The 18,589-nt window shown below is 66.6% G+C and carries 16 protein-coding genes; 6 read left to right on the top strand and 10 right to left on the bottom strand.

All coding sequences use genetic code 11. The features are described from left to right. Nucleotides 1-15 precede the first annotated feature (15 nt). On the top strand, nucleotides 16-852 hold the full coding sequence (gene proC / locus ACZ5MJ_RS02065) for a pyrroline-5-carboxylate reductase (protein WP_464222010.1): 837 nt from the start codon (nucleotides 16-18) through the stop codon (nucleotides 850-852). A gap of 77 nt (nucleotides 853-929) precedes the next feature. Here the strand turns inward: proC and ubiA are convergent, their stop codons facing one another. From ubiA to recG, 4 genes are all read right to left on the bottom strand, one after another. Then, a complete protein-coding gene (ubiA, locus tag ACZ5MJ_RS02060) occupies nucleotides 930-1,787 on the bottom strand; it encodes a 4-hydroxybenzoate octaprenyltransferase (protein ID WP_464223633.1) in 858 nt (285 codons plus the stop codon). 153 nt (nucleotides 1,788-1,940) lie between these two features. Beyond that, nucleotides 1,941-2,426, bottom strand: coding sequence for a Dps family protein (locus ACZ5MJ_RS02055; protein WP_018311510.1), 486 nt, complete (start codon nucleotides 2,424-2,426; stop codon nucleotides 1,941-1,943). 196 nt (nucleotides 2,427-2,622) lie between these two features. Next, nucleotides 2,623-3,573, bottom strand: coding sequence for a LysR substrate-binding domain-containing protein (locus tag ACZ5MJ_RS02050; protein WP_464222008.1), 951 nt, complete (start codon nucleotides 3,571-3,573; stop codon nucleotides 2,623-2,625). 134 nt (nucleotides 3,574-3,707) lie between these two features. Next, a complete protein-coding gene (gene recG / locus ACZ5MJ_RS02045) occupies nucleotides 3,708-5,888 on the bottom strand; it encodes an ATP-dependent DNA helicase RecG (RefSeq protein ID WP_464222007.1) in 2,181 nt (726 codons plus the stop codon). Nucleotides 5,889-6,108: 220 nt separating this feature from the next. Here recG and queA point away from each other — a divergent pair, with 220 nt between their 5' ends. From queA to secF, 5 genes are all read left to right on the top strand, one after another. Then, complete coding sequence (queA, locus tag ACZ5MJ_RS02040; protein ID WP_464222005.1) at nucleotides 6,109-7,179, top strand: tRNA preQ1(34) S-adenosylmethionine ribosyltransferase-isomerase QueA; 1,071 nt, start codon at nucleotides 6,109-6,111, stop codon at nucleotides 7,177-7,179. Nucleotides 7,180-7,195: 16 nt separating this feature from the next. Then, on the top strand, nucleotides 7,196-8,326 hold the full coding sequence (gene tgt / locus ACZ5MJ_RS02035; RefSeq protein WP_464222003.1) for a tRNA guanosine(34) transglycosylase Tgt: 1,131 nt from the start codon (nucleotides 7,196-7,198) through the stop codon (nucleotides 8,324-8,326). Nucleotides 8,327-8,540: 214 nt separating this feature from the next. Continuing rightward, nucleotides 8,541-8,867, top strand: a complete 327-nt coding sequence (gene yajC / locus ACZ5MJ_RS02030; protein ID WP_078197811.1) for a preprotein translocase subunit YajC — start codon at nucleotides 8,541-8,543, stop codon at nucleotides 8,865-8,867. Between the two features lie 210 nt (nucleotides 8,868-9,077). Beyond that, nucleotides 9,078-10,949, top strand: coding sequence for a protein translocase subunit SecD (secD, locus tag ACZ5MJ_RS02025; RefSeq protein WP_464222000.1), 1,872 nt, complete (start codon nucleotides 9,078-9,080; stop codon nucleotides 10,947-10,949). Between the two features lie 65 nt (nucleotides 10,950-11,014). Beyond that, on the top strand, nucleotides 11,015-11,986 hold the full coding sequence (gene secF, locus ACZ5MJ_RS02020) for a protein translocase subunit SecF (protein ID WP_464221999.1): 972 nt from the start codon (nucleotides 11,015-11,017) through the stop codon (nucleotides 11,984-11,986). Between the two features lie 88 nt (nucleotides 11,987-12,074). Here the strand turns inward: secF and ACZ5MJ_RS02015 are convergent, their stop codons facing one another. From ACZ5MJ_RS02015 to ACZ5MJ_RS01990, 6 genes are all read right to left on the bottom strand, one after another. After that, complete coding sequence (locus ACZ5MJ_RS02015; RefSeq protein ID WP_464221997.1) at nucleotides 12,075-13,082, bottom strand: response regulator; 1,008 nt, start codon at nucleotides 13,080-13,082, stop codon at nucleotides 12,075-12,077. Further along, nucleotides 13,079-14,212, bottom strand: coding sequence for an ATP-binding protein (locus ACZ5MJ_RS02010; protein WP_464221995.1), 1,134 nt, complete (start codon nucleotides 14,210-14,212; stop codon nucleotides 13,079-13,081). The genes ACZ5MJ_RS02015 and ACZ5MJ_RS02010 overlap by 4 nt, the downstream gene beginning before the upstream one ends. Nucleotides 14,213-14,218: 6 nt before the next feature. Next, entirely contained in the window at nucleotides 14,219-15,556 is a 1,338-nt protein-coding gene (locus ACZ5MJ_RS02005; RefSeq protein ID WP_464221993.1) for a sensor histidine kinase, read from the bottom strand. A 5-nt stretch (nucleotides 15,557-15,561) separates the two neighbouring features. Next, the gene (locus ACZ5MJ_RS02000; RefSeq protein ID WP_464221992.1) at nucleotides 15,562-16,965 is read right to left on the bottom strand and encodes a methyltransferase domain-containing protein; all 1,404 of its coding nucleotides are present in this window, start codon (nucleotides 16,963-16,965) and stop codon (nucleotides 15,562-15,564) included. A gap of 347 nt (nucleotides 16,966-17,312) precedes the next feature. Then, on the bottom strand, nucleotides 17,313-17,903 hold the full coding sequence (locus tag ACZ5MJ_RS01995) for a YceI family protein (protein WP_115012955.1): 591 nt from the start codon (nucleotides 17,901-17,903) through the stop codon (nucleotides 17,313-17,315). A 72-nt stretch (nucleotides 17,904-17,975) separates the two neighbouring features. Next, nucleotides 17,976-18,545, bottom strand: coding sequence for a YceI family protein (locus ACZ5MJ_RS01990; RefSeq protein WP_464221991.1), 570 nt, complete (start codon nucleotides 18,543-18,545; stop codon nucleotides 17,976-17,978). Nucleotides 18,546-18,589 lie beyond the last annotated feature (44 nt).

Raw genomic sequence — 18,589 nt, 5'->3', positions numbered from 1 at the left:
CCCCAACGGATTCCCATGCTCGACACCCTTACCTTTGGCTTTCTCGGCGGCGGCAATATGGCCACCGCACTGATCGGCGGCCTGATCGCCCGCGGCGTGCCGGCCGGCTCGATCCGCGTAGTCGACCCCTTCCCCGAGGCCCAGCAGCGCCTGGCGCGCGACCTCGGCGTGCATGCCGCCGGGGCGCCCGATGCTGCCTTCGGCGCCAGCGACGTGCTGGTGCTGGCGGTCAAGCCGCAGCAGTTCCGCGATGCCGCGGCGCAGTTGCTGCCGCATCTGCCGGCCGGCGGCCGCGGCAACCTGGTGATCAGCGTGGCGGCCGGCATCCGCCTGCAGGACATGCAGCGCTGGCTGGACGGCCGCACCCGCCTGGTGCGCGCGATGCCGAATACGCCGGCGCTGGCGGGCATGGGCATGACCGGGCTGGCCGCGCCGGCCGGGCTCTCGGCCGGGGACCGCGCGATCGCCGGCGCCGTGGCCGAGGCTGTGGGCAAGTGCGTGTGGGTGGACGGGGATGACCAGATCGACGCGGTCACCGCCATCTCGGGCAGCGGGCCGGCCTATGTCTTCTACTTTGTCGAGGCGATGGAACGCGCTGCCACGGAACTGGGCCTGACGGCGGAGCAAGGCCGCGAGCTGGCCGTGGAAACCTTCCGCGGCGCAGCTGCCCTGGCCGGGCAGTCGCCTGAGCCGGTGTCGACGCTGCGCGAGCGCGTGACGTCAAAGGGTGGTACGACCTATGCAGCACTGACGGCGATGGAAGCCTCGGGCATCGGTGATGCCTTCGTGCGTGCCATGCATGCGGCAGCGGCGCGGGGCAAGGAGATGGGGGCGGAGTTCGGGAAGGATTGAGCACTGTCTTGTTCTCCCCTCTCCCGCAAGCGCGAGAGGGGAGCAAACCGGCAGCGAACCATTAGCAATCGCCTGAATCACCGAATCGCATAAGCCAACGCCGTCCCAGCGAACACACAGGCCCCCAGCCAGTTGTTATGCCGGAACGCGGCGAAGCAGCGCATCCGGTCCCGATCGCGAATCAGCGTGTAGTGGTACCCGGCGCAAACCGCCGCCGCCGCCAGCCCCACCCCGTACGGCCATCCCAACCCCAGCAGCACACCCGCCCAGGCCATCAGCGCCAGGAACGCGGCATAGCAAAGCATGATCGCCGCCACGTCGAAACGCCCGAAGGTGATGGCGGAAGTCTTCATGCCGATCAGCAGGTCATCGTCACGATCGACCATGGCATAGGCCGTGTCATACGCCACCGCCCAGAACACGTTGGCCAGCAACATCAGCCACGCCACCGGCGGCACCTGGTCCTGGATCGCCGCAAAGGCCATCGGGATACCGAAGCCGAAGGCAATACCAAGGTAAGCCTGCGGAATCGCAAAGAAGCGCTTGAAGAACGGGTACGTACCCGCCACCACCGCCGCCACCACCGCCAGCCACTTGGTCAGCACATTGAGCGGCAGCACCAGCGCAAAGGCCGCCAGCGCCAGCACGGCGGCCACGGCCAGCGCTTCCCACGCGGCGATCTTGCCCGCGGTCAGCGGCCGCTCCCTGGTGCGCTTGACGTGCTTGTCGAAATCGCGGTCGGCCCAGTCGTTGATGGCACAGCCGGCCGAGCGCATCAGGAAGGTCCCCGCCACGAAGATGCAGAACAGCCCCCAGGCCGGGGGCCCGCCCGCGGCCATCCACATGGCCCACAGCGTCGGCCACAGCAGCAGCAGCGTGCCGATCGGCTTGTCGATGCGCACCAGGCGCGCGTAGAGGGAAAGGCGTTCAAGCATGGGCGTGGGGGGCAACGGCGAGAGGGTCTGCACAGCGCGGATCCGGGAAGGAGGACTGTTCAATGAAAACGCGCCGCAGCCCGGACGGTTGCGACGCGCAGTGCCGGCTGCCGGAGAAGGACAGCCGGGGCAGCCAGAGGTGACCAGCAGGCCTCAGGCCAGCATCGAGCGCAGCATCCACGCGGTCTTCTCATGCGTCTGCATGCGCTGGGTCAGCAGGTCGGCCGACGGCTCGTCGCCGGCGGCATCGATCACCGGGAAGATCGAGCGCGCGGTGCGCACCACGGCTTCCTGGCCTTCGACCAGCTTGCGGATCATGTCGGTGGCCTCGGGCACGCCCTCTTCTTCTGCGATCGACGACAGGCGGGCGTATTCCTTGTAGGTGCCCGGTGCCGGATAGCCCAGCGCGCGGATACGCTCGGCGATCGAGTCCACGGCGAGCGCCAGTTCGGTGTACTGGGTCTCGAACATCAGATGCAGCGTATTGAACATGGGACCCGTCACGTTCCAGTGGAAGTTATGGGTCTTGAGGTAGAGGGTGTAGGTATCCGCCAGCAGCTTGGACAGGCCTTCCGCGATCTTCTTGCGGTCCTTGTCGGAAATACCGATATTCACGCTCATCTCATTCTTCTTTGCCATAGTTGGTACGCTCCGTTCCGGTAAAGCCACGAGGGGCGCCGCCGGGCTTTTCATGGATCTGGGGCCGGGCGGCGCGGTACCTCGCATTATTGCATTAGCCAACGATCCGGGCCAAACCCGGGGCCAGGAATGACAACGGCCGCAGCGGAATCTCCGATGCGGCCGTGGGACTTGCCGGTACTGCGGGGCAGGAGGATCAGGCCGCTTCGGCCAGCTCCTTGGCGTCGAGCTTGCGCACGCCGGCCAGCTCGCACGCGGCCACGGCGTTGGCCAGTGCTTCCATCGCAGGCAGGCGGGTAAAGCTCTTGCGCCAGGCCAGCACCACGCGCCGGTCGGGCACCGGGTCGGCGAACGGCACATAGGACAGCATGTCGCCCTTGGCATTCAGGTCGGGCACCGAGGTGCGCGGCAGCACGGTGATGCCGACCCCGCTGGCGACCATATGGCGGATGGTCTCGAGCGACGAGCCCTCGAAGGTCTTCTGGATGCCGTCGGCCGCCTGCGAGAAGCGCGACAGCTCCGGGCACACCCCCAGCACATGGTCGCGGAAGCAGTGGCCGCTGCCCAGCAGCAGCATGGTCTGCCGCTTCAGTTCATCGGGGTCGATGGCCTGCGCCTGCGCCAGCTGGTGGCCACGCGGCACGGCGACGACAAAGGGTTCGTCGTAGAGCGGGCGCACGGTCAGTCCCGAATCCGGGAACGGCTCGGCCATCACCGCGCAGTCGATCTCACCCTGCTTGAGCAGCTCGATCAGCTTGTGGGTGTAGTTCTCCTGCAGCATCAGCGGCATCTGCGGCACGGTCTCGATCATCTGCTTGACCAGCGACGGCAGCAGGTACGGCCCGATGGTGTAGATCACGCCCACGCGCAGTGGCCCCGCCAGCGGGTCCTTGCCCTGCTTGGCGATCTCGCGGATGGCCATGGTCTGTTCGAGCACGCGCTGGGCCTGCGCCACGATCTGCTCGCCGACCGACGTCACCGACACCTCGGAGGTGCCGCGCTCGAAAATCTGCACGTTGAGTTCGTCTTCGAGCTTCTTGATCGCGACCGACAGCGTCGGCTGCGACACGAAGCAGGCTTCGGCGGCCCGGCCGAAATGGCGCTCGCGCGCCACGGCGACGATGTACTTGAGTTCGGTGAGCGTCATGACTTATCAATTTGCGGTAGGCGATAGATTTTACCTTCGATTGCCGCTTCTGTCAGAGCGCCGGCCCGAATTGACCGCCTGGCGCCGGCCCTTGCGCTGGATGACGCACATCCCGGCGAAAAAACCACGCGCCGTCAGGCCTTGAGGTAATGCTCGCGCCCGCCCAGCCAGCGCGACAGGTGCGCTTCCACCGCTTCCGGGTAGCGCGCCAGCATCAGTTCGGCCGCCTCCTGCGCGTATTCCACCAGCCAGGCATCGGTCTGCAGGTCGGCAAAGCGCAACATCGCCTCGCCCGACTGGCGCGCGCCCAGGAACTCGCCGGGGCCGCGGATCTCCAGGTCGCGCCGCGCGATCTCGAAGCCGTCGGTGGTCTCGCGCATGGTCGCCAGGCGCTCGCGCGCGGTGGGCGACAGCGGCGCCTGGTACATCAGCAGGCAGACCGATTCGGCGCTGCCCCGTCCCACCCGTCCGCGCAGCTGGTGCAGCTGCGCCAGGCCAAAGCGCTCGGCATGCTCGATCACCATCAGCGAGGCATTGGGCACGTCCACGCCCACTTCGATCACGGTGGTGGCCACCAGCACCTGCATGCGGTTGGCGCTGAAGTCATCCATCACCGATGCCTTCTCGGCCGGCGGCAGGCGTCCGTGCACCAGGCCCACGCGCAGGTCCGGCAGTGACGCGACCAGCGTTTCATAGGTCTCCACCGCGGTCTGCAGCTGCAGCGCCTCGCTTTCCTCGATCAGCGGACACACCCAGTAGACCTGGCGGCCTTCGGCGGCGGCATGATGGATGCGTCCGATCACTTCGTCGCGCCGCTCGTCGTTGACCAGGCGCGTGACGATGGGGGTGCGGCCCGGCGGCAGTTCATCGATCACCGACACGTCGAGGTCGGCGTAGTAAGTCATGGCGAGCGTGCGCGGGATCGGCGTGGCCGACATCATCAGCTGGTGCGGCACGGCGTCGGCCGCGGGCACCGCGGCATCGGCGGCACCGGCCTTGCCGCGCAGCGCCAGCCGCTGCGCCACGCCGAAGCGGTGCTGCTCGTCGACCACCGACAGTCCCAGCTTCGCAAAGCGCACGGTGTCCTGGATCAGCGCATGGGTGCCGATCACCAGCTGCGCCTCGCCCGATTCCACGCGCGCCACGGCCTCGCGCTTCTCGCGCGCCTTCTGGCTGCCGGCCAGCCACGCCACCGGCACGCCCAGCGGCTCCAGCCATGCGGACAGCTTGCGGTAGTGCTGCTCGGCCAGGATTTCGGTGGGCGCCATCAGCGCGGCCTGGTAGCCGGCATCGATGGCCTGGCAGGCCGCCAGCGCGGCAACGATGGTCTTGCCGCTGCCCACGTCGCCCTGCAGCAGCCGGTGCATCGGGTGCGGGCGCGTCATGTCGGCGGCGATTTCCTCCACGACGCGCTGCTGCGCCCCGGTCAGCCGGAATGGCAATGCGGCCAGGAAGCGCGTGAGCAACCCGCCCTCGCGGCGCGGCATGGTCGGCGCATTTTTTTCGCGCCGCGCCGCGTGCGCGCGCCGCAGCGAAATCTGCTGCGCCAGCAGCTCGTCGAACTTGATGCGCTGCCAGGCCGGGTGCGAGCGGTCGGCCAGCGCGGCCTCGCTCTCCTGCGGCGGGGGCGCGTGCAGCAGCCGCAGGCAATCGGCCAGCGGGCGCAGGTGCAGGCGTGCCAGCGGCCCCTCCAGCAGCGCCTGCGGCAGCGTCTCGGGCATGGGCGTGCGCGACAGCGTGCCGCCGATGGCCTTGCGCAGGTAGGCCTGCGCAATGCCGGCGGTGGACGGATAGACCGGTGTCAGGCGATCCGGCAGCGCTTCGCCTGGCACCACCGGGCGCACCGTCGGGTGGACCATCTCGGCACCGAAGAAACCACCGCGCACCTCGCCGCGCACGCGCAGGCGCACGCCCTCGGCCATCTGCTTGGTCTGGCTGCCATAGAAATTCAGGAAGCGCAGCGTCAGCTCGCCGCTGTCGTCGGCAATCTTGACCACCAGCTGGCGGCGCGGGCGGAACGTGACTTCGCTGGAAATGACTTCGCCTTCGACCTGCGCCGGCAGCCCGAGCCCGGCGCGGTGGATCGCCTCGGCGATCGGCGCCAGCGTGGTCTCGTCCTCGTAGCGCATCGGCAGGTGCAGCACCAGGTCGACGGGACGGCGCAGGCCGAGCTTGGCCAGCCGGGCGGCCGCGGTGGACGTGCCGGAGGCCGCGGCCTTGCCCTTGGCATCGCCTGCCTTGCCGCGCGCGGGCGCCGCCGTGTCCTTGGCGGTGTCGGCGGGGTCGTGGATCGGTTCGGCGGCGGTTCCGGGCATCGGCAAACAATAATCAGCAATCGCTGCGGTTCAGCATGGCTGGCTGGCGCGGCACTGGCGAATAGCCGGTATCACACCCGGCCCGGCGGCAAGCGCGCCCGTGGCCTTACAATATCGGATTCGCCGATTGTACCCATGCCGGCTGCCACCACGGGCAGTGGAGTGCCGTTTTGTGCCCCGCTACGGCCTGCATGGGGATCGCGCAGCCCCCGCTCCCACGATGTTGACGCTTTCCGATTTCGATTTTCCGCTGCCACCAGAACTGATTGCCCAGAGCGCGCTGCCGGACCGCAGCGCGAGCCGGCTGCTGGTGGTCGAACGGCTGGCCCCCGCCGACACCGCCGATGCGGTGCGCATGGTCGACCGTGCCTTCAGCGATATCGTCGACTACCTGCGTCCCGACGACCTGCTGGTCTTCAACGACACCCGCGTGATCAAGGCGCGCTTCTTCGGCCACAAGCCCAGTGGCGGCAAGATCGAGGTGCTGGTCGAGCGCCTGGTCGACACCCACACCGTGCTGGCCCAGGTGCGCGCCTCCAAGACGCCCGCCGAGGGCAGCACGCTGCACCTGGCCGACGAGGCCTTTGCCGTCACCGTGGGCCCGCGCGTGGACCAGTTCTTCACGCTGCGTTTCCCCGAGCCGGCGCTGGACCTGATCGAGCGCTACGGCCGCCTGCCGCTGCCGCCGTATATCACGCATGATCCGGACGCCTACGACGAGACCCGCTACCAGACCGTCTACGCACGCAGCCCCGGCGCAGTCGCCGCGCCCACCGCGGGGCTGCATTTCGATGATGCGCTGTTCGCCCGGCTCGATGCCGCGGGCGTGCGCCGCGCGTTCCTGACGCTGCACGTGGGCGCCGGCACCTTCCAGCCGGTGCGCACCGAGAACCTGGCCGAGCACAAGATGCACTCGGAGTGGTACGCCATTTCCGAGGAACTGGCCCAGGCCGTGCGCGACACCCGCGCGCGCGGCGGCCGCGTGATCGCGGTCGGCACCACCTCGCTGCGCGCGCTGGAATCGGCCGCGCAGGCCGACGGCACGCTCGCCGCCGGCAGCGGCGACACCGATATCTTCATCACCCCCGGCTACCGCTTCCGCCTGATCGATGCCCTGATCACCAACTTCCACCTGCCCAAGTCGACGCTGCTGATGCTGGTGTCGGCGCTGGCCGGGGTGGAAGCCATCCGCGCCGCCTACCGCCATGCGGTCGACCAGCGCTACCGTTTCTTCAGCTACGGGGATGCCATGCTGCTGACCCGCCAGCCTGGTGCCGGCACCAAGGCCTGATTTCCGACTATTCGCCATGCTCAACTTCGAACTCATCACCACCGACGGCAACGCCCGCCGCGGCCGCGTCACGCTGAACCACGGCGTGGTCGAAACGCCGATCTTCATGCCGGTGGGCACCTATGGCTCGGTCAAGGCGATGTCGCCGCTGGAACTGAACGAGATCGACGCGCAGATCATCCTGGGCAACACCTTCCACCTGTGGCTGCGCCCGGGGCTGGACGTGGTCAACGCCCACGAGGGCCTGCACCGCTTTATCGGCTGGGACAAGCCGATCCTGACCGATTCCGGCGGTTTCCAGGTGTTTTCGCTGGGTGACCTGCGCAAGATCACCGAGGATGGCGTCACCTTCGCGTCGCCGGTCAATGGCGACAAGCTGTTCCTGTCGCCCGAGATCTCGATGCAGATCCAGCGCACGCTGAACTCGGACATCGTCATGCAGTTCGATGAATGCACGCCATACGAGATCGACGGCCGCCCCGCCACGCACGAGGAAGCCGCCAAGTCCATGCGCATGAGCCTGCGCTGGGCCAAGCGCTCGCGCGATGAGTTCGGGCGCCTGGCCAACCCCAATGCGCTGTTCGGCATTGTCCAGGGCGGCATGTACGAAGACCTGCGCGATGAGTCGCTGGCGGGTCTGTCAGAGCTGGACTTCCACGGCTTTGCCATTGGCGGGCTGTCGGTGGGCGAGCCCAAGGAAGACATGATGCGCGTGCTGGAACACGTGGCGCCGCGCCTGCCGGCCGACAAGCCGCACTACCTGATGGGCGTGGGCACGCCCGAGGACCTGGTCGCCGGCGTGGCCGCCGGGGTCGACATGTTCGACTGCGTGATGCCGACCCGCAACGCGCGCAACGGCTGGCTCTTCACCCGCTACGGCGACGTCAAGATCAAGAACGCCGTGCACCGCAACGACCCGCGCCCGCTCGACGAGAGCTGCGCCTGCTACACCTGCCGCAACTTCTCGCGCGCCTACCTGCACCACCTGCACCGGGTGGGCGAGATCCTGGGTGCGCGCCTGAACACCATCCACAACCTGCACTACTACCTGCAGCTGATGCGCGAGGTGCGCGAGTCGATCGAGCACCATCGCTTTGCCGATTTCCGCCGCAAGTTCGCCGCCGACCGCGCCCGCGGCACGCAGTAACCACGCCGGGCGGCGCGAACTTTTGCGCCGCCGGCGGTCGAATAGCCGGGTCATGCCCCCGGCGGGCGGTCGCGGCCGGCCATGCCGGCCCTGCCACAAGTTGCCCCGGACGCACCCGAACAAACCCGTATGGCGCCCTAGAATGCGAAAGGGGGACGGAGTGCGAATGGTAGAATGCTCGATTAATTGACTGACTTTGTGACGGAGAATCAACGTGCTGATTTCTAACGCATTTGCCCAGACCGCCGGTGCCGGCGGCGCGGCTGGCGGCCTGATGAGCTTCCTGCCCATCATCCTGATGTTTGGTGTGCTGTGGTTCATCATGATCCGCCCGCAGATGAAGCGTCAGAAGGAATCCAAGGCAATGCTCGAAGCGCTGGCCAAGAACGATGAAGTCGTCACCGCCGGCGGCATCCTGGGCCGCGTGACCAAGGTCACCGACCAGTACGTCGGCCTGGAAATCGCCGCAGGCACCGAAATCACCGTGCAGAAGAATGCCGTGACCACGGTGCTGCCCAAGGGCTCGCTGAAGGCGCTCTGATCCCCCGGATCGCGCGCGCGACTCCCGCCTTTGTCTTTTCCGGCATGCCCGTTCGCGCATGCCACGGCAGCCGCCTGATCCAGCCCGACGAAGCCCCGGCGGCTTCGATGCGTGGCTGCCAGGCGGCTGTTTGCCAAACCGGTTCGGCCCCGCCGACGTGGTGCGCCACGCCAGCGCCGGCCCCGCCAACCGCTGAATGACTGGCCAGAGATGAATCGTTATCCGCTTTGGAAATACCTCGTGATCCTGGTGGCCCTGGCCATCGGCATCACCTATACCTTGCCGAACTTCTTCGGCGAGGCGCCCGCCGTGCAGGTGTCCTCGGGCAAGGCCACGGTCAAGGTCGACCTGTCGATGCAGAAGCAGGTCGAAGAGATCCTGGCGCAGAACCAGCTCCAGCCTGACGGCGTCTTCTTCGATATTTCCGGCCAGTCGGGCTCGGTCAAGGCGCGCTTCCGCACCACCGACGAGCAGCTCAAGGCCAAGGACGTGCTGTCGCGCACGCTGAATCCGGACGCGGCCGACGCCACCTACGTGGTGGCGCTGAACCTGCTGTCGGGCTCGCCGCGCTGGCTGACCGCCATGCACGCGCTGCCGATGTACCTGGGCCTGGACCTGCGCGGCGGCGTGCACTTCCTGCTGCAGGTCGACATGAAGGGCGCCGTCGACAAGAAGCTCGACAGCCTGGCCGGCGACGCGCGCACCCTGCTGCGCGACAAGAACATCCGCCACGGCGGCATCGACCGCGACGGCGAGCGCCTGACGGTGCGCTTCAATAACGCCGACGACGCCGGCCGCGCGCGCGCCGTGCTGGCCGACAACCTGCGTGAAGTGGCATTCGCCATGGACGGCAACAACATCGTCGGCACCTTCACCGACGCTGCCCGCAAGGCGGTGCAGGACGCGGCGGTCAAGCAGAACATCACCACCCTGCACAACCGCGTGAACGAGCTCGGTGTGGCCGAGCCGGTGATCCAGCAGCAAGGCGCCGACCGCATCGTGGTGCAGCTGCCGGGCGTGCAGGACACCGCCAAGGCCAAGGACATCATCGGCCGCACTGCCACGCTGGAAGCGCGCCTGGTCGACAACGACGCCCCGCGCATCCCGCGCCCGGGCGACCCGATCCCGTTCGGCAGCGAGCTCTTCACCCAGGGCAACGGCGCCCCGGTGGTGCTGAAGAAGCAGGTCATCTTCACCGGCGACCGCATTGAAAGCGCCTCGGCCGGCTTCGACCAGAACCAGCATCCTTCGGTCAACATCAAGCTCGACGCCCAGGGCGGCCGCGTGCTGCGCGACGTCTCGCGCGAGAACCTGAAGAAGCCGATGGCGATCGTGCTGTTCGAAAAGGGCAAGGGCGAAGTCCTGACGGTGGCGACGATCCAGTCCGAACTGGGTTCGAGCTTCCAGATCACCGGCTCCTACTCCACCGAAGCCGCCAACGACCTGGCGCTGCTGCTGCGCGCCGGCTCGCTGGCCGCGCCGATGGAAATCATCGAAGAGCGCACCATCGGCCCGTCGCTGGGCGCGGACAACATCAAGAAGGGTTTTGACTCGGTCGCCTACGGCTTCGCCGCCATCGCCGTGTTCATGATCCTGTACTACATGCTGTTCGGCATGTTCTCGGTGTTTTCGCTGGGCGTGAACTTGCTGCTGCTGATCGCGGTGCTGTCGATGCTGCAGGCCACGCTGACGCTGCCGGGCATTGCCGCTATTGCGCTGGTGCTGGGCATGGCCATCGACGCCAACGTGCTGATCAACGAGCGCATCCGCGAAGAACTGCGCGGGGGCGCGTCGCCGCAGATGGCGATCGCGGTCGGGTTCGACCGCGCCTGGGCCACCATCCTGGACTCCAACGTGACCACGCTGATCGCCGGCCTGGCGCTGCTGGCCTTCGGTTCGGGCCCGGTGCGCGGCTTTGCCGTGGTGCACTGCCTGGGCATCATGACCTCGATGTTCTCAGCGGTGTTCTTCAACCGCGGCCTGGTCAACCTGTGGTACGGGCGCAAGAAGAAGCTGCAGAGCGTGGCCATCGGCCAGATCTGGAAGCCGGGCAGCGCCACCGACACGCCGGTCGCCAAGTAAGGCCACCGGTCAGCGATCAGCGATCAGCGATCAGCAACAACTAGCAGTACAGAACAGGATTCAACATGGAATTCTTCCGCATCCGGCGCGACATTCCGTTCATGAAGCGCGCGTTGGTCTTCAACGTGATCTCCTTCCTGACGTTTGCCGCGGCCGTGTTCTTCCTCTGGCACAAAGGCCTGCACCTGTCGATCGAATTCACCGGCGGCACGGTGATGGAGGTCAACTACCAGCAGGCGGCCGACCTGGAAAAGATCCGTGGCCAGGTGGGCAAGCTGGGCTACACCGACGTGCAGGTGCAGAACTTCGGCACCTCGCGCGACGTGATGATCCGCCTGCCGCTGCAGAAGGGCCCGGACGGCAAGCCCGTCACCTCGGCCCAGCAGAGCGAGCAGGTGATGACCGCACTGCAGGGGGCCTCGCCTGACGTCAAGCTGCAACGGGTGGAGTTCGTCGGTCCGCAGGTGGGCAAGGAACTGGCCACCGACGGCCTGCTGGCGCTGTTGTGCGTGGTGGCCGGCATCGTGATCTACCTGTCGTTCCGTTTCGAATGGAAGTTCGCGGTGGCGGGCATCATTGCCAACCTGCACGACGTGGTCATCATCCTGGGCTTCTTCGCCTACTTCCAGTGGGAATTCTCGCTGTCGGTGCTGGCGGCGATCCTGGCGGTGCTGGGCTACTCGGTCAACGAATCGGTGGTGATCTTCGACCGGATCCGCGAGAACTTCCGCAAGTACCGCAAGATGACCACGCACGAGATCATCGACAACGCGATCACCAGCACCATCTCGCGGACCATCATCACCCACGGTTCGACCCAGATGATGGTGCTGTCGATGTTCTTCTTCGGCGGCCCCACCCTGCACTACTTCGCGCTGGCACTGACGGTCGGTATCCTGTTCGGCATCTACTCGTCGGTGTTCGTGGCCGCGGCGCTGGCGATGTGGCTGGGCGTCAAGCGCGAGGATCTGGTCAAGGGCGAGAAGAAGTCCGAGTCGACCGACCGCAACGACCCCAACTACGGCGCGCAGGCATAAGCCCTGCCCTGCCGGCAAAACGGAACGGCGCCCCGCGGGGCGCCGTTTTTCATGGCTGCAAAGCCTGGGTAAAACCCAGCCGGGAGATTCAGGCCGGCATCGAGAACCGCTCGATCCACGCCGCCAGCCGGTCGGCCGCAAAGGCCTCGCTGCGCGGGACCGCGCGGCACACCACGGTCTCGCCGTCACGCGCGAATTTCACCGCGCCGCCTGCCTCTTCCAGCCACAGCAGGCTCGCCAGCCAGGCGGCGTGCGACGCCGACACCGGCGATCCCACCGGCTGCGCCAGGAACTCGGCCAGCGTTGCCGGTGCGGCCCACACCACGGTATCGCCGTCGCGGCGCACTACTTCGCTGCCGAGCGCGTCGGCGATCACCGCCGTGGCATCGGCCGCGCCCTTGCCCGCATGGGTGCTGCGCAGCTGCCCCAGGCGCGTGCCGACGGCATGGCCGAAGCTGCCGCTGCGTTCAGCTTCGGCGCGCACCAGGTCGGCGTAGTCCATGCGCTGCCAGTCCGGATCGACATTCGCCGCGCCAGCCAGGTCGACCGCCGCGAGGTAGGTCTCCACCGGCTGGAAGCGGCCCGGCCCGATCAGGCTGGCGCACAGCGCGTGCACCATGCCGATGCGCGAAGCCACGGTCTGGGTCTGCAGCACCGACAGCTTCTCGCGCACCAGCTGGTCGCGTTCCTTGCGCAGGCCCGACAGTTCCAGCGCCTGCCTGAGCTCCATGCGCAGCGCGGTGATGTCCCATGGCTTCTTGATGTAGCGATGGATCTGCCCCTGGTTCACCGCCTCGACGGTCTGGTCGAGCTCGGAATACGCGGTGGTCAGGATGCGCACGATATGCGGGTAGCGTTCGCGTGCGTAGCGCAGCAGTTCATTGCCATGCTCGCCCGGCATGCGCTGGTCCGACACCAGCACCGCCAGGCTGCCGGCATGTGCATCCAGCATTGCCTTGCCCTCCTCCACGGAGCCGCCGGTGACCACCGGTGCCAGCGCCCCGATGGCACGCTGGAAATACTTGACTGCCGTAGCCTCGTCATCGACGAACAGAATCGCCGGGGGTGGTGCCTGGGTGGCATTCGGTTCGGTCATCGGTCACTCCTATGCTTTCGACTCTTGAAACTTGGAAAGTCCAGCGTCACCGTCGTGCCGGCGCCGGACGCGGATTCGATCCGGATCCCGCCGCCAAAGGACTGCATGACGCGGTTGCAGAAAATCATGCCCAGGCCGCTGCCGCCGGCGCTGGCGTGCGTGGTGACGGGATCGACCAGCAGCCGGTCCATCACCTCGGGCGGGATGCCCGGCCCGTTGTCGCAGATACGGATCTCGGCACGTGGCTGCGCCACCACCACAAAGCGCAGCGACGGCGCGCCGATATCGGCCAGCGCCCGCAGCGCATTGCTCATCACCGAAGACAGCACCAGCGCCACGCAGTTGGGCAGGGTCTGCACGGGGAAGTCCCCCTGCATATCGACCTCCACCCAGCTGCGCTGCTCCCCCGCGAAGGGGTAGCTGTCCAGCAGCGAAGAGACCAGCGCGCCGGCGCTGATCTCGTTGCCGGTCCCGCGCCGCACCGGCCCGCTGCCGGCGCTGTTGCGCACCGACTGCAGGAACGACGACAGCACCGCCAGGCAATACTGGGCGTTGTCGTGCATAGCGCCGGCGGCCTGGCCGATCTCGCCCTGGCGCTGCGCGCTGTATTCGCCGGCCGCGCGTGCGCCGATGCCGCGCGCAAAGTTGGCAATGGCCGCCAGCGGCGTGTTCAGTTCATGCGCCAGGAAGGCCAGGGTCTCGTCGATCGCCATCAGCCGGTGCTGGCGCAGGGTGCGCTCGCGGTGGCGCTCTGCGGCCCGCGCCAGCACGTCGCGCAGGTTGCCCACGCTCAGCGGCTTTTCCAGGATCTGGAAGATCTCGCCGCTGTTGACCGTTTGCAGCAGCACTTCCTTGTCGGCATAGGCCGTCACCAGGATGCGCACGATCTGCGGATACGCCTGCGCCACCTGGCGCAGCAGCACGCCGCCATCGCGCCCGGGCATGCGGAAGTCGGTCACCAGGATCGCCACGCGGGCCGGGTCCGAGCGCAGCACGGACATGGCTTCGTCGGCGCTGCTGGCCAGCAGTACCTCATAGTCGCTGCCGACCGCGCGGGCGAAGTACTTGCGCGCCATGTCTTCGTCGTCGACGTAGAGGACGGCAGGCCGTGCCTGCATGACTTCGCTCATGGCTGGTTACTCCGCACGCGGCAGGTCGAAGCTGAAGGCGGTCCACTGGCCGAGTTCGCTCTCGGCAAACAGCTGGCCGCCATGGCGCTCGATCACCGCGTAGCTGATCGACAGGCCCAGGCCAAGCCCCTGCCCCACCTCGCGCGTGGTGAAGAACGGCTCGAACACGCGCGCCAGGTTTTCCTGGGGAATGCCAGGGCCGTTGTCGCGCACCGTGACATGCAGGCGGTGGTTGTCCCACCTGGCCGTGGTATGGATGGCCGGCGCCGCCGTGCCCGCCTTGCGCATGGCCAGCGCGGCATTCGAGAACAGGTTGATCAGCACGCCGATAACGGCCGCTTCGTCGCCCAGCACCAGGGTGTCGGTGACCAGCTCCCGCGTCAGGGCGACGCCGCGCAGCTCGTGCGCGGTCAGGCGGATCGACGAATCGAGCGCCTTCTCGAACAGGAACGGCGTGCCCTCGACCTCGGCACCGGGCTTGCGGTAGGCGAAGGTCTTCAGGTCGGAAACGATATGCTGGATGCGCTGCATGCCCTGCCTGGCGTCGACCAGGCACTCTTCCAGCGCCGGGGCCTCCTTGGCCTGCGGCTCTTCCATCGCCACTTCGATCGCCATCAGGCAGAAGTTGACCGGGTTGTTCACCTCGTGCAGCAGGCCGGCCGCCAGGGTACCGATGGCGGCCATCTTTTCCTGCTGCAGCATCTGGCCCTTGATGTCGGCCAGGCGCCGGTTGATGTCGGCAAGCTCTTCATTCTTGTGCGCCAGTTCTTCCTTCAGGCGGATCAGGTGGAAGTGCCCGCGCTCGTTCATGAAGGTGTAGACCGCGCTGGCGACGATCGAAAACAGGATGAACAGCGAGTTGACGATAAAGTGCGCGCGCTGCGTGAGCCCGTCCGGGTGGATCAGGCAGGCGGCGAAATACAGCAGGTAGGTCACCACGCCAAAGCCGATGGTCTGCCACAGCCCCATGGGCATGGCGATGCCGACCGCGAAGATGACCAGGTTCAGTCCGGCGTAGTAGATGGATGAGGCGCCGTCGGTGGTGGCGATCATCCAGGCAATCATCATCTGCGGCAGCAGCAGCCAGGCCAGCGTGAGCGGCTGCACGAAGCGCCTGCCGGCCTGGTTGGCCAACAGCAGCAGGATCAGCCCGATCAGGACCGAGACCATCAGGCGGGCGACAAAGAACTGCAACTGATGGCCGGGATAGATGCCGTAGTCGAGCCCGACGCCGGCCATCACCAGCACAATGGCCGTCAGCGCGCCCGCCCGGCTCGATACGAGGCGGAACTCGCGCAGGTCAGTCTCGTAGGGGGAATACCTGCCCGAAGTCCTTTTCAGCATAGTGGTCAGGCCTTGGCCGGGTCGGTCACGACCGCTTCCACAAACACATTGACGCCGGTCGGGTCGACGTAGGTGAGGCCGTCACGCGTATTGGACGGCAGCAACGCCTTCATGCCGGCCTCATCGCGGTAGATCAGGTACCACTCCAGCATATGTTCCATGCTGTACCGTTCCGGGTTATCGACGTGGACGTTGGTGGCCAGGATGCGCCCCTCGGGGTGCGTGCGCGTGGAGAAATAGCTGAGCAGGCGCGCGCAGACGCGGTCGGACAGGTAGTCGAACAGGCCGGCGCAATAGACCCCGTCGAACTCGCGCAGCGACGGATCGTGGTCGATGCGGCGCTTGAGCAGTTCATGCACGGAGTGGTGGACATATTCCACCTCGACCTTCGCATTCGCCTTGCGGCAGCTTTCGTTGATGCGCTCGCGGGCGTAGTCCAGCGTTTCCTGGCTGAAGTCGAGCAACTGGAACGACAGCCAGTGCGGCTCGGGGTACTCGGTAATGAAGCGGTTGATCTCGACCGCGGGGCCACAGCCGACATTGAGCAGGCGGAACGGCTTGCCCGCGGCACGGGCCTGGTCGGCCATGCGCACCAGGAAGTCGACCAGCAGGTCGATGCGGTTGCGGTGGGCCGCGGCCACGGACGACTGCAGGAACGTCGCATTGACGATCTGGAAGTAGGTGCTGGGGCCCTGGCGCGGATCCGACAGGATCTGGTTGACCATCTCGTAGTCGCCGGCATAGCCCAGCGGCTTGGTGTAGGTCCGGAACACGAACGGCGAGCGCAGCAGCAAGGGATGCAGCGCCGCCTGGGTGAAGGTGCGGTGCATCACCGTGTCCTCTTCCGGCACGTGCGCGGCTTCGCCGTCGAGGCGCGCGGAATATTCGCGGATCTTCAGTGCGATCGGGGCGGCCAGTTCCTCGAACACGTCCATGCGCAGGGTATCGCCTTCCTTGGGCAGTGTGCTCGTCATGTCAACCTGCTCCACCCAGCGCGACACTTCGGACAGGAACGCGCGCATCTCGTTGACCACGATCTGGTAGTCGCGCCGGATATTGAACCGCTTATCCCAGTCCTGCACAAACCGCAGCGACTCGCGCGCGACCGATTTGGGCTCGTCGTCGAGATTGCTCAGTTCCAGCCATTCGTCAATCAGCGTCAGCGACACCACCGCGGTCAGGCCGGTGTTCACCAGGCTCATGACCACGGCCTTGCCGAGGTAGGCATTCTTGGCGCCCATACGGACGCCGAGTTCGCTCAGCACCTCGCTGACCTGCACGATCGAATACGGGTTGTAGATTTCCATCACCAGAGACTTTCTCTGGAGATTGACAATCGTGCCCCGCACCTGCTCGCCCTGCGAGTTGCGGAAACTAACTACCGGATCGATTTGCGTTTTGGAATACACGGTATTGCGCCAGGGAAAACCGGGAAACGCTGCAGGCCATACAGCCAGGGCAGAACGGCCGGGTACAGCATGAGAGGCGAGGTGGTCGCAGGATGGCTACCGGTATCGGGACATGCAGCGAATGCTCATAGTGAAGCGCTATAGCCGGTTGCGGGCATGGCTGCCCCCGCCTTGGCAGGAGTAGCAATACCCCGATCAAGGTGGATTGCCGCGGGCCATTGTACTGTGCCGGTCGCAAGTCGTACAACAAAGTGCCCTGGCAGGCCCCCCGGATGGTGCAGGACAACAAAAAAGGCCGGCATGGCCGGCCTTCACTAGCTGGGAGCCCGCCACAGCGGGCCGCGCGCTCAGTCCGCGCGCACGCCTTCCACCTGGATGGCGAGCTTGACTTCGGGCTTGAAGCCCATCTTGACGCCATAGTCCAGGCCGAAATCGGCACGGTTGAACTGGCCCACGGCGTCGGCGCCGCAGGCTTCGCGCTTGAGCATCGGGTGCTGGATGCACTTGAAGTCGCGGATTTCCAGCTTGACCGGCTTGGACACGCCGCGCAGGGTCAGCACGCCGTCGACCTCGGTCGGCACGTCACCCTTGAACTTGGAGAACTTGCCCTTGTAGGTGGCCTCGGGGAAGGCTTCCACGTCGAACATGTCCGCGCTCTTGGCGTGCTGGTTCAGCTTGGCGTTGCCGAAATCGATCGAAGCCGCGTCGATCTTGACCTCGACCGAGCCCGCCTTGGCGGCGCGGTCCAGCGTCACCACGCCGCTGGACTTCTCGAACTTGCCGCGCCAGGTCGACAGGCCGCCCAGGTGGTCGGCCTCGAAGCTCGGGTAGGTATGGGTCGGATCGAGGTTATACGTCACGGTATTGGCCGAAGCCACGCCGAAGGCGGCGGTTGCGGAAATGGCCGCGACGGCGGCAACGAGGGAACGCAGTTTCATGAAATCTCCGGACAAATCAGGTTGGGACGCACGTTTCAGGTACGTCCGGGGTACGTCAGCGGAATGCCGGCCTTACTTCCTGGCCAGCACGATACGGAATTTGATCTGGACGTCGTCGGCCACCACGGAAGTGTCCTTCCATTCGCCGTCGCCGATATTGAACGCGGTGCGCTTGATCGGCAGCGCGCCCTCGAACACCTGCACGGCGCCTTCCTGGCGGTAGGTGGCAGGCACCACCACGTCCACGGTCTTGCCCTTGATAGTCAGCTTGCCGGCCACGTCGTACTTGCCCGGCGTGCCGTTCTTGATGCTGGTGGACTGGAACACCGCCTTGGGGTACTTGGCGGCGTCGAACCAGTCCTTGCCCCTCACTTCCTTGCTGGTCTCGGCATCGCCGATCTCGAAGCTGGCCACATCGATCTCGACCTTGGCCGACGAGGTCGCCAGCTTGGCCGGGTCGAAGCTGACGGCGGCATCGAATTTCTTGAACTTGCCTTCCATCGGCACGCCGATCTGGCGCGCGACCGCGGTTACCGAGCTCTTGGCTGCATCGACCTGGGCCCAGGCCAGGTTGGCGGCGATGCCAGTGGCGGCCAGGACGGCGGCGATGACCAGCGAGCCGCGGCGGGAATTGCGTTTCATCTCAGAAGACTCCTGTCAGGGTCGGCGCCGCGGCGCCGCGGTAC

It is taken from the genome of Cupriavidus sp. LA-1, from assembly GCF_055385985.1.
The sequence above is the reverse complement of the archived record's forward strand: the minus strand, read 5'-3'. Positions and strand labels throughout refer to the sequence as shown.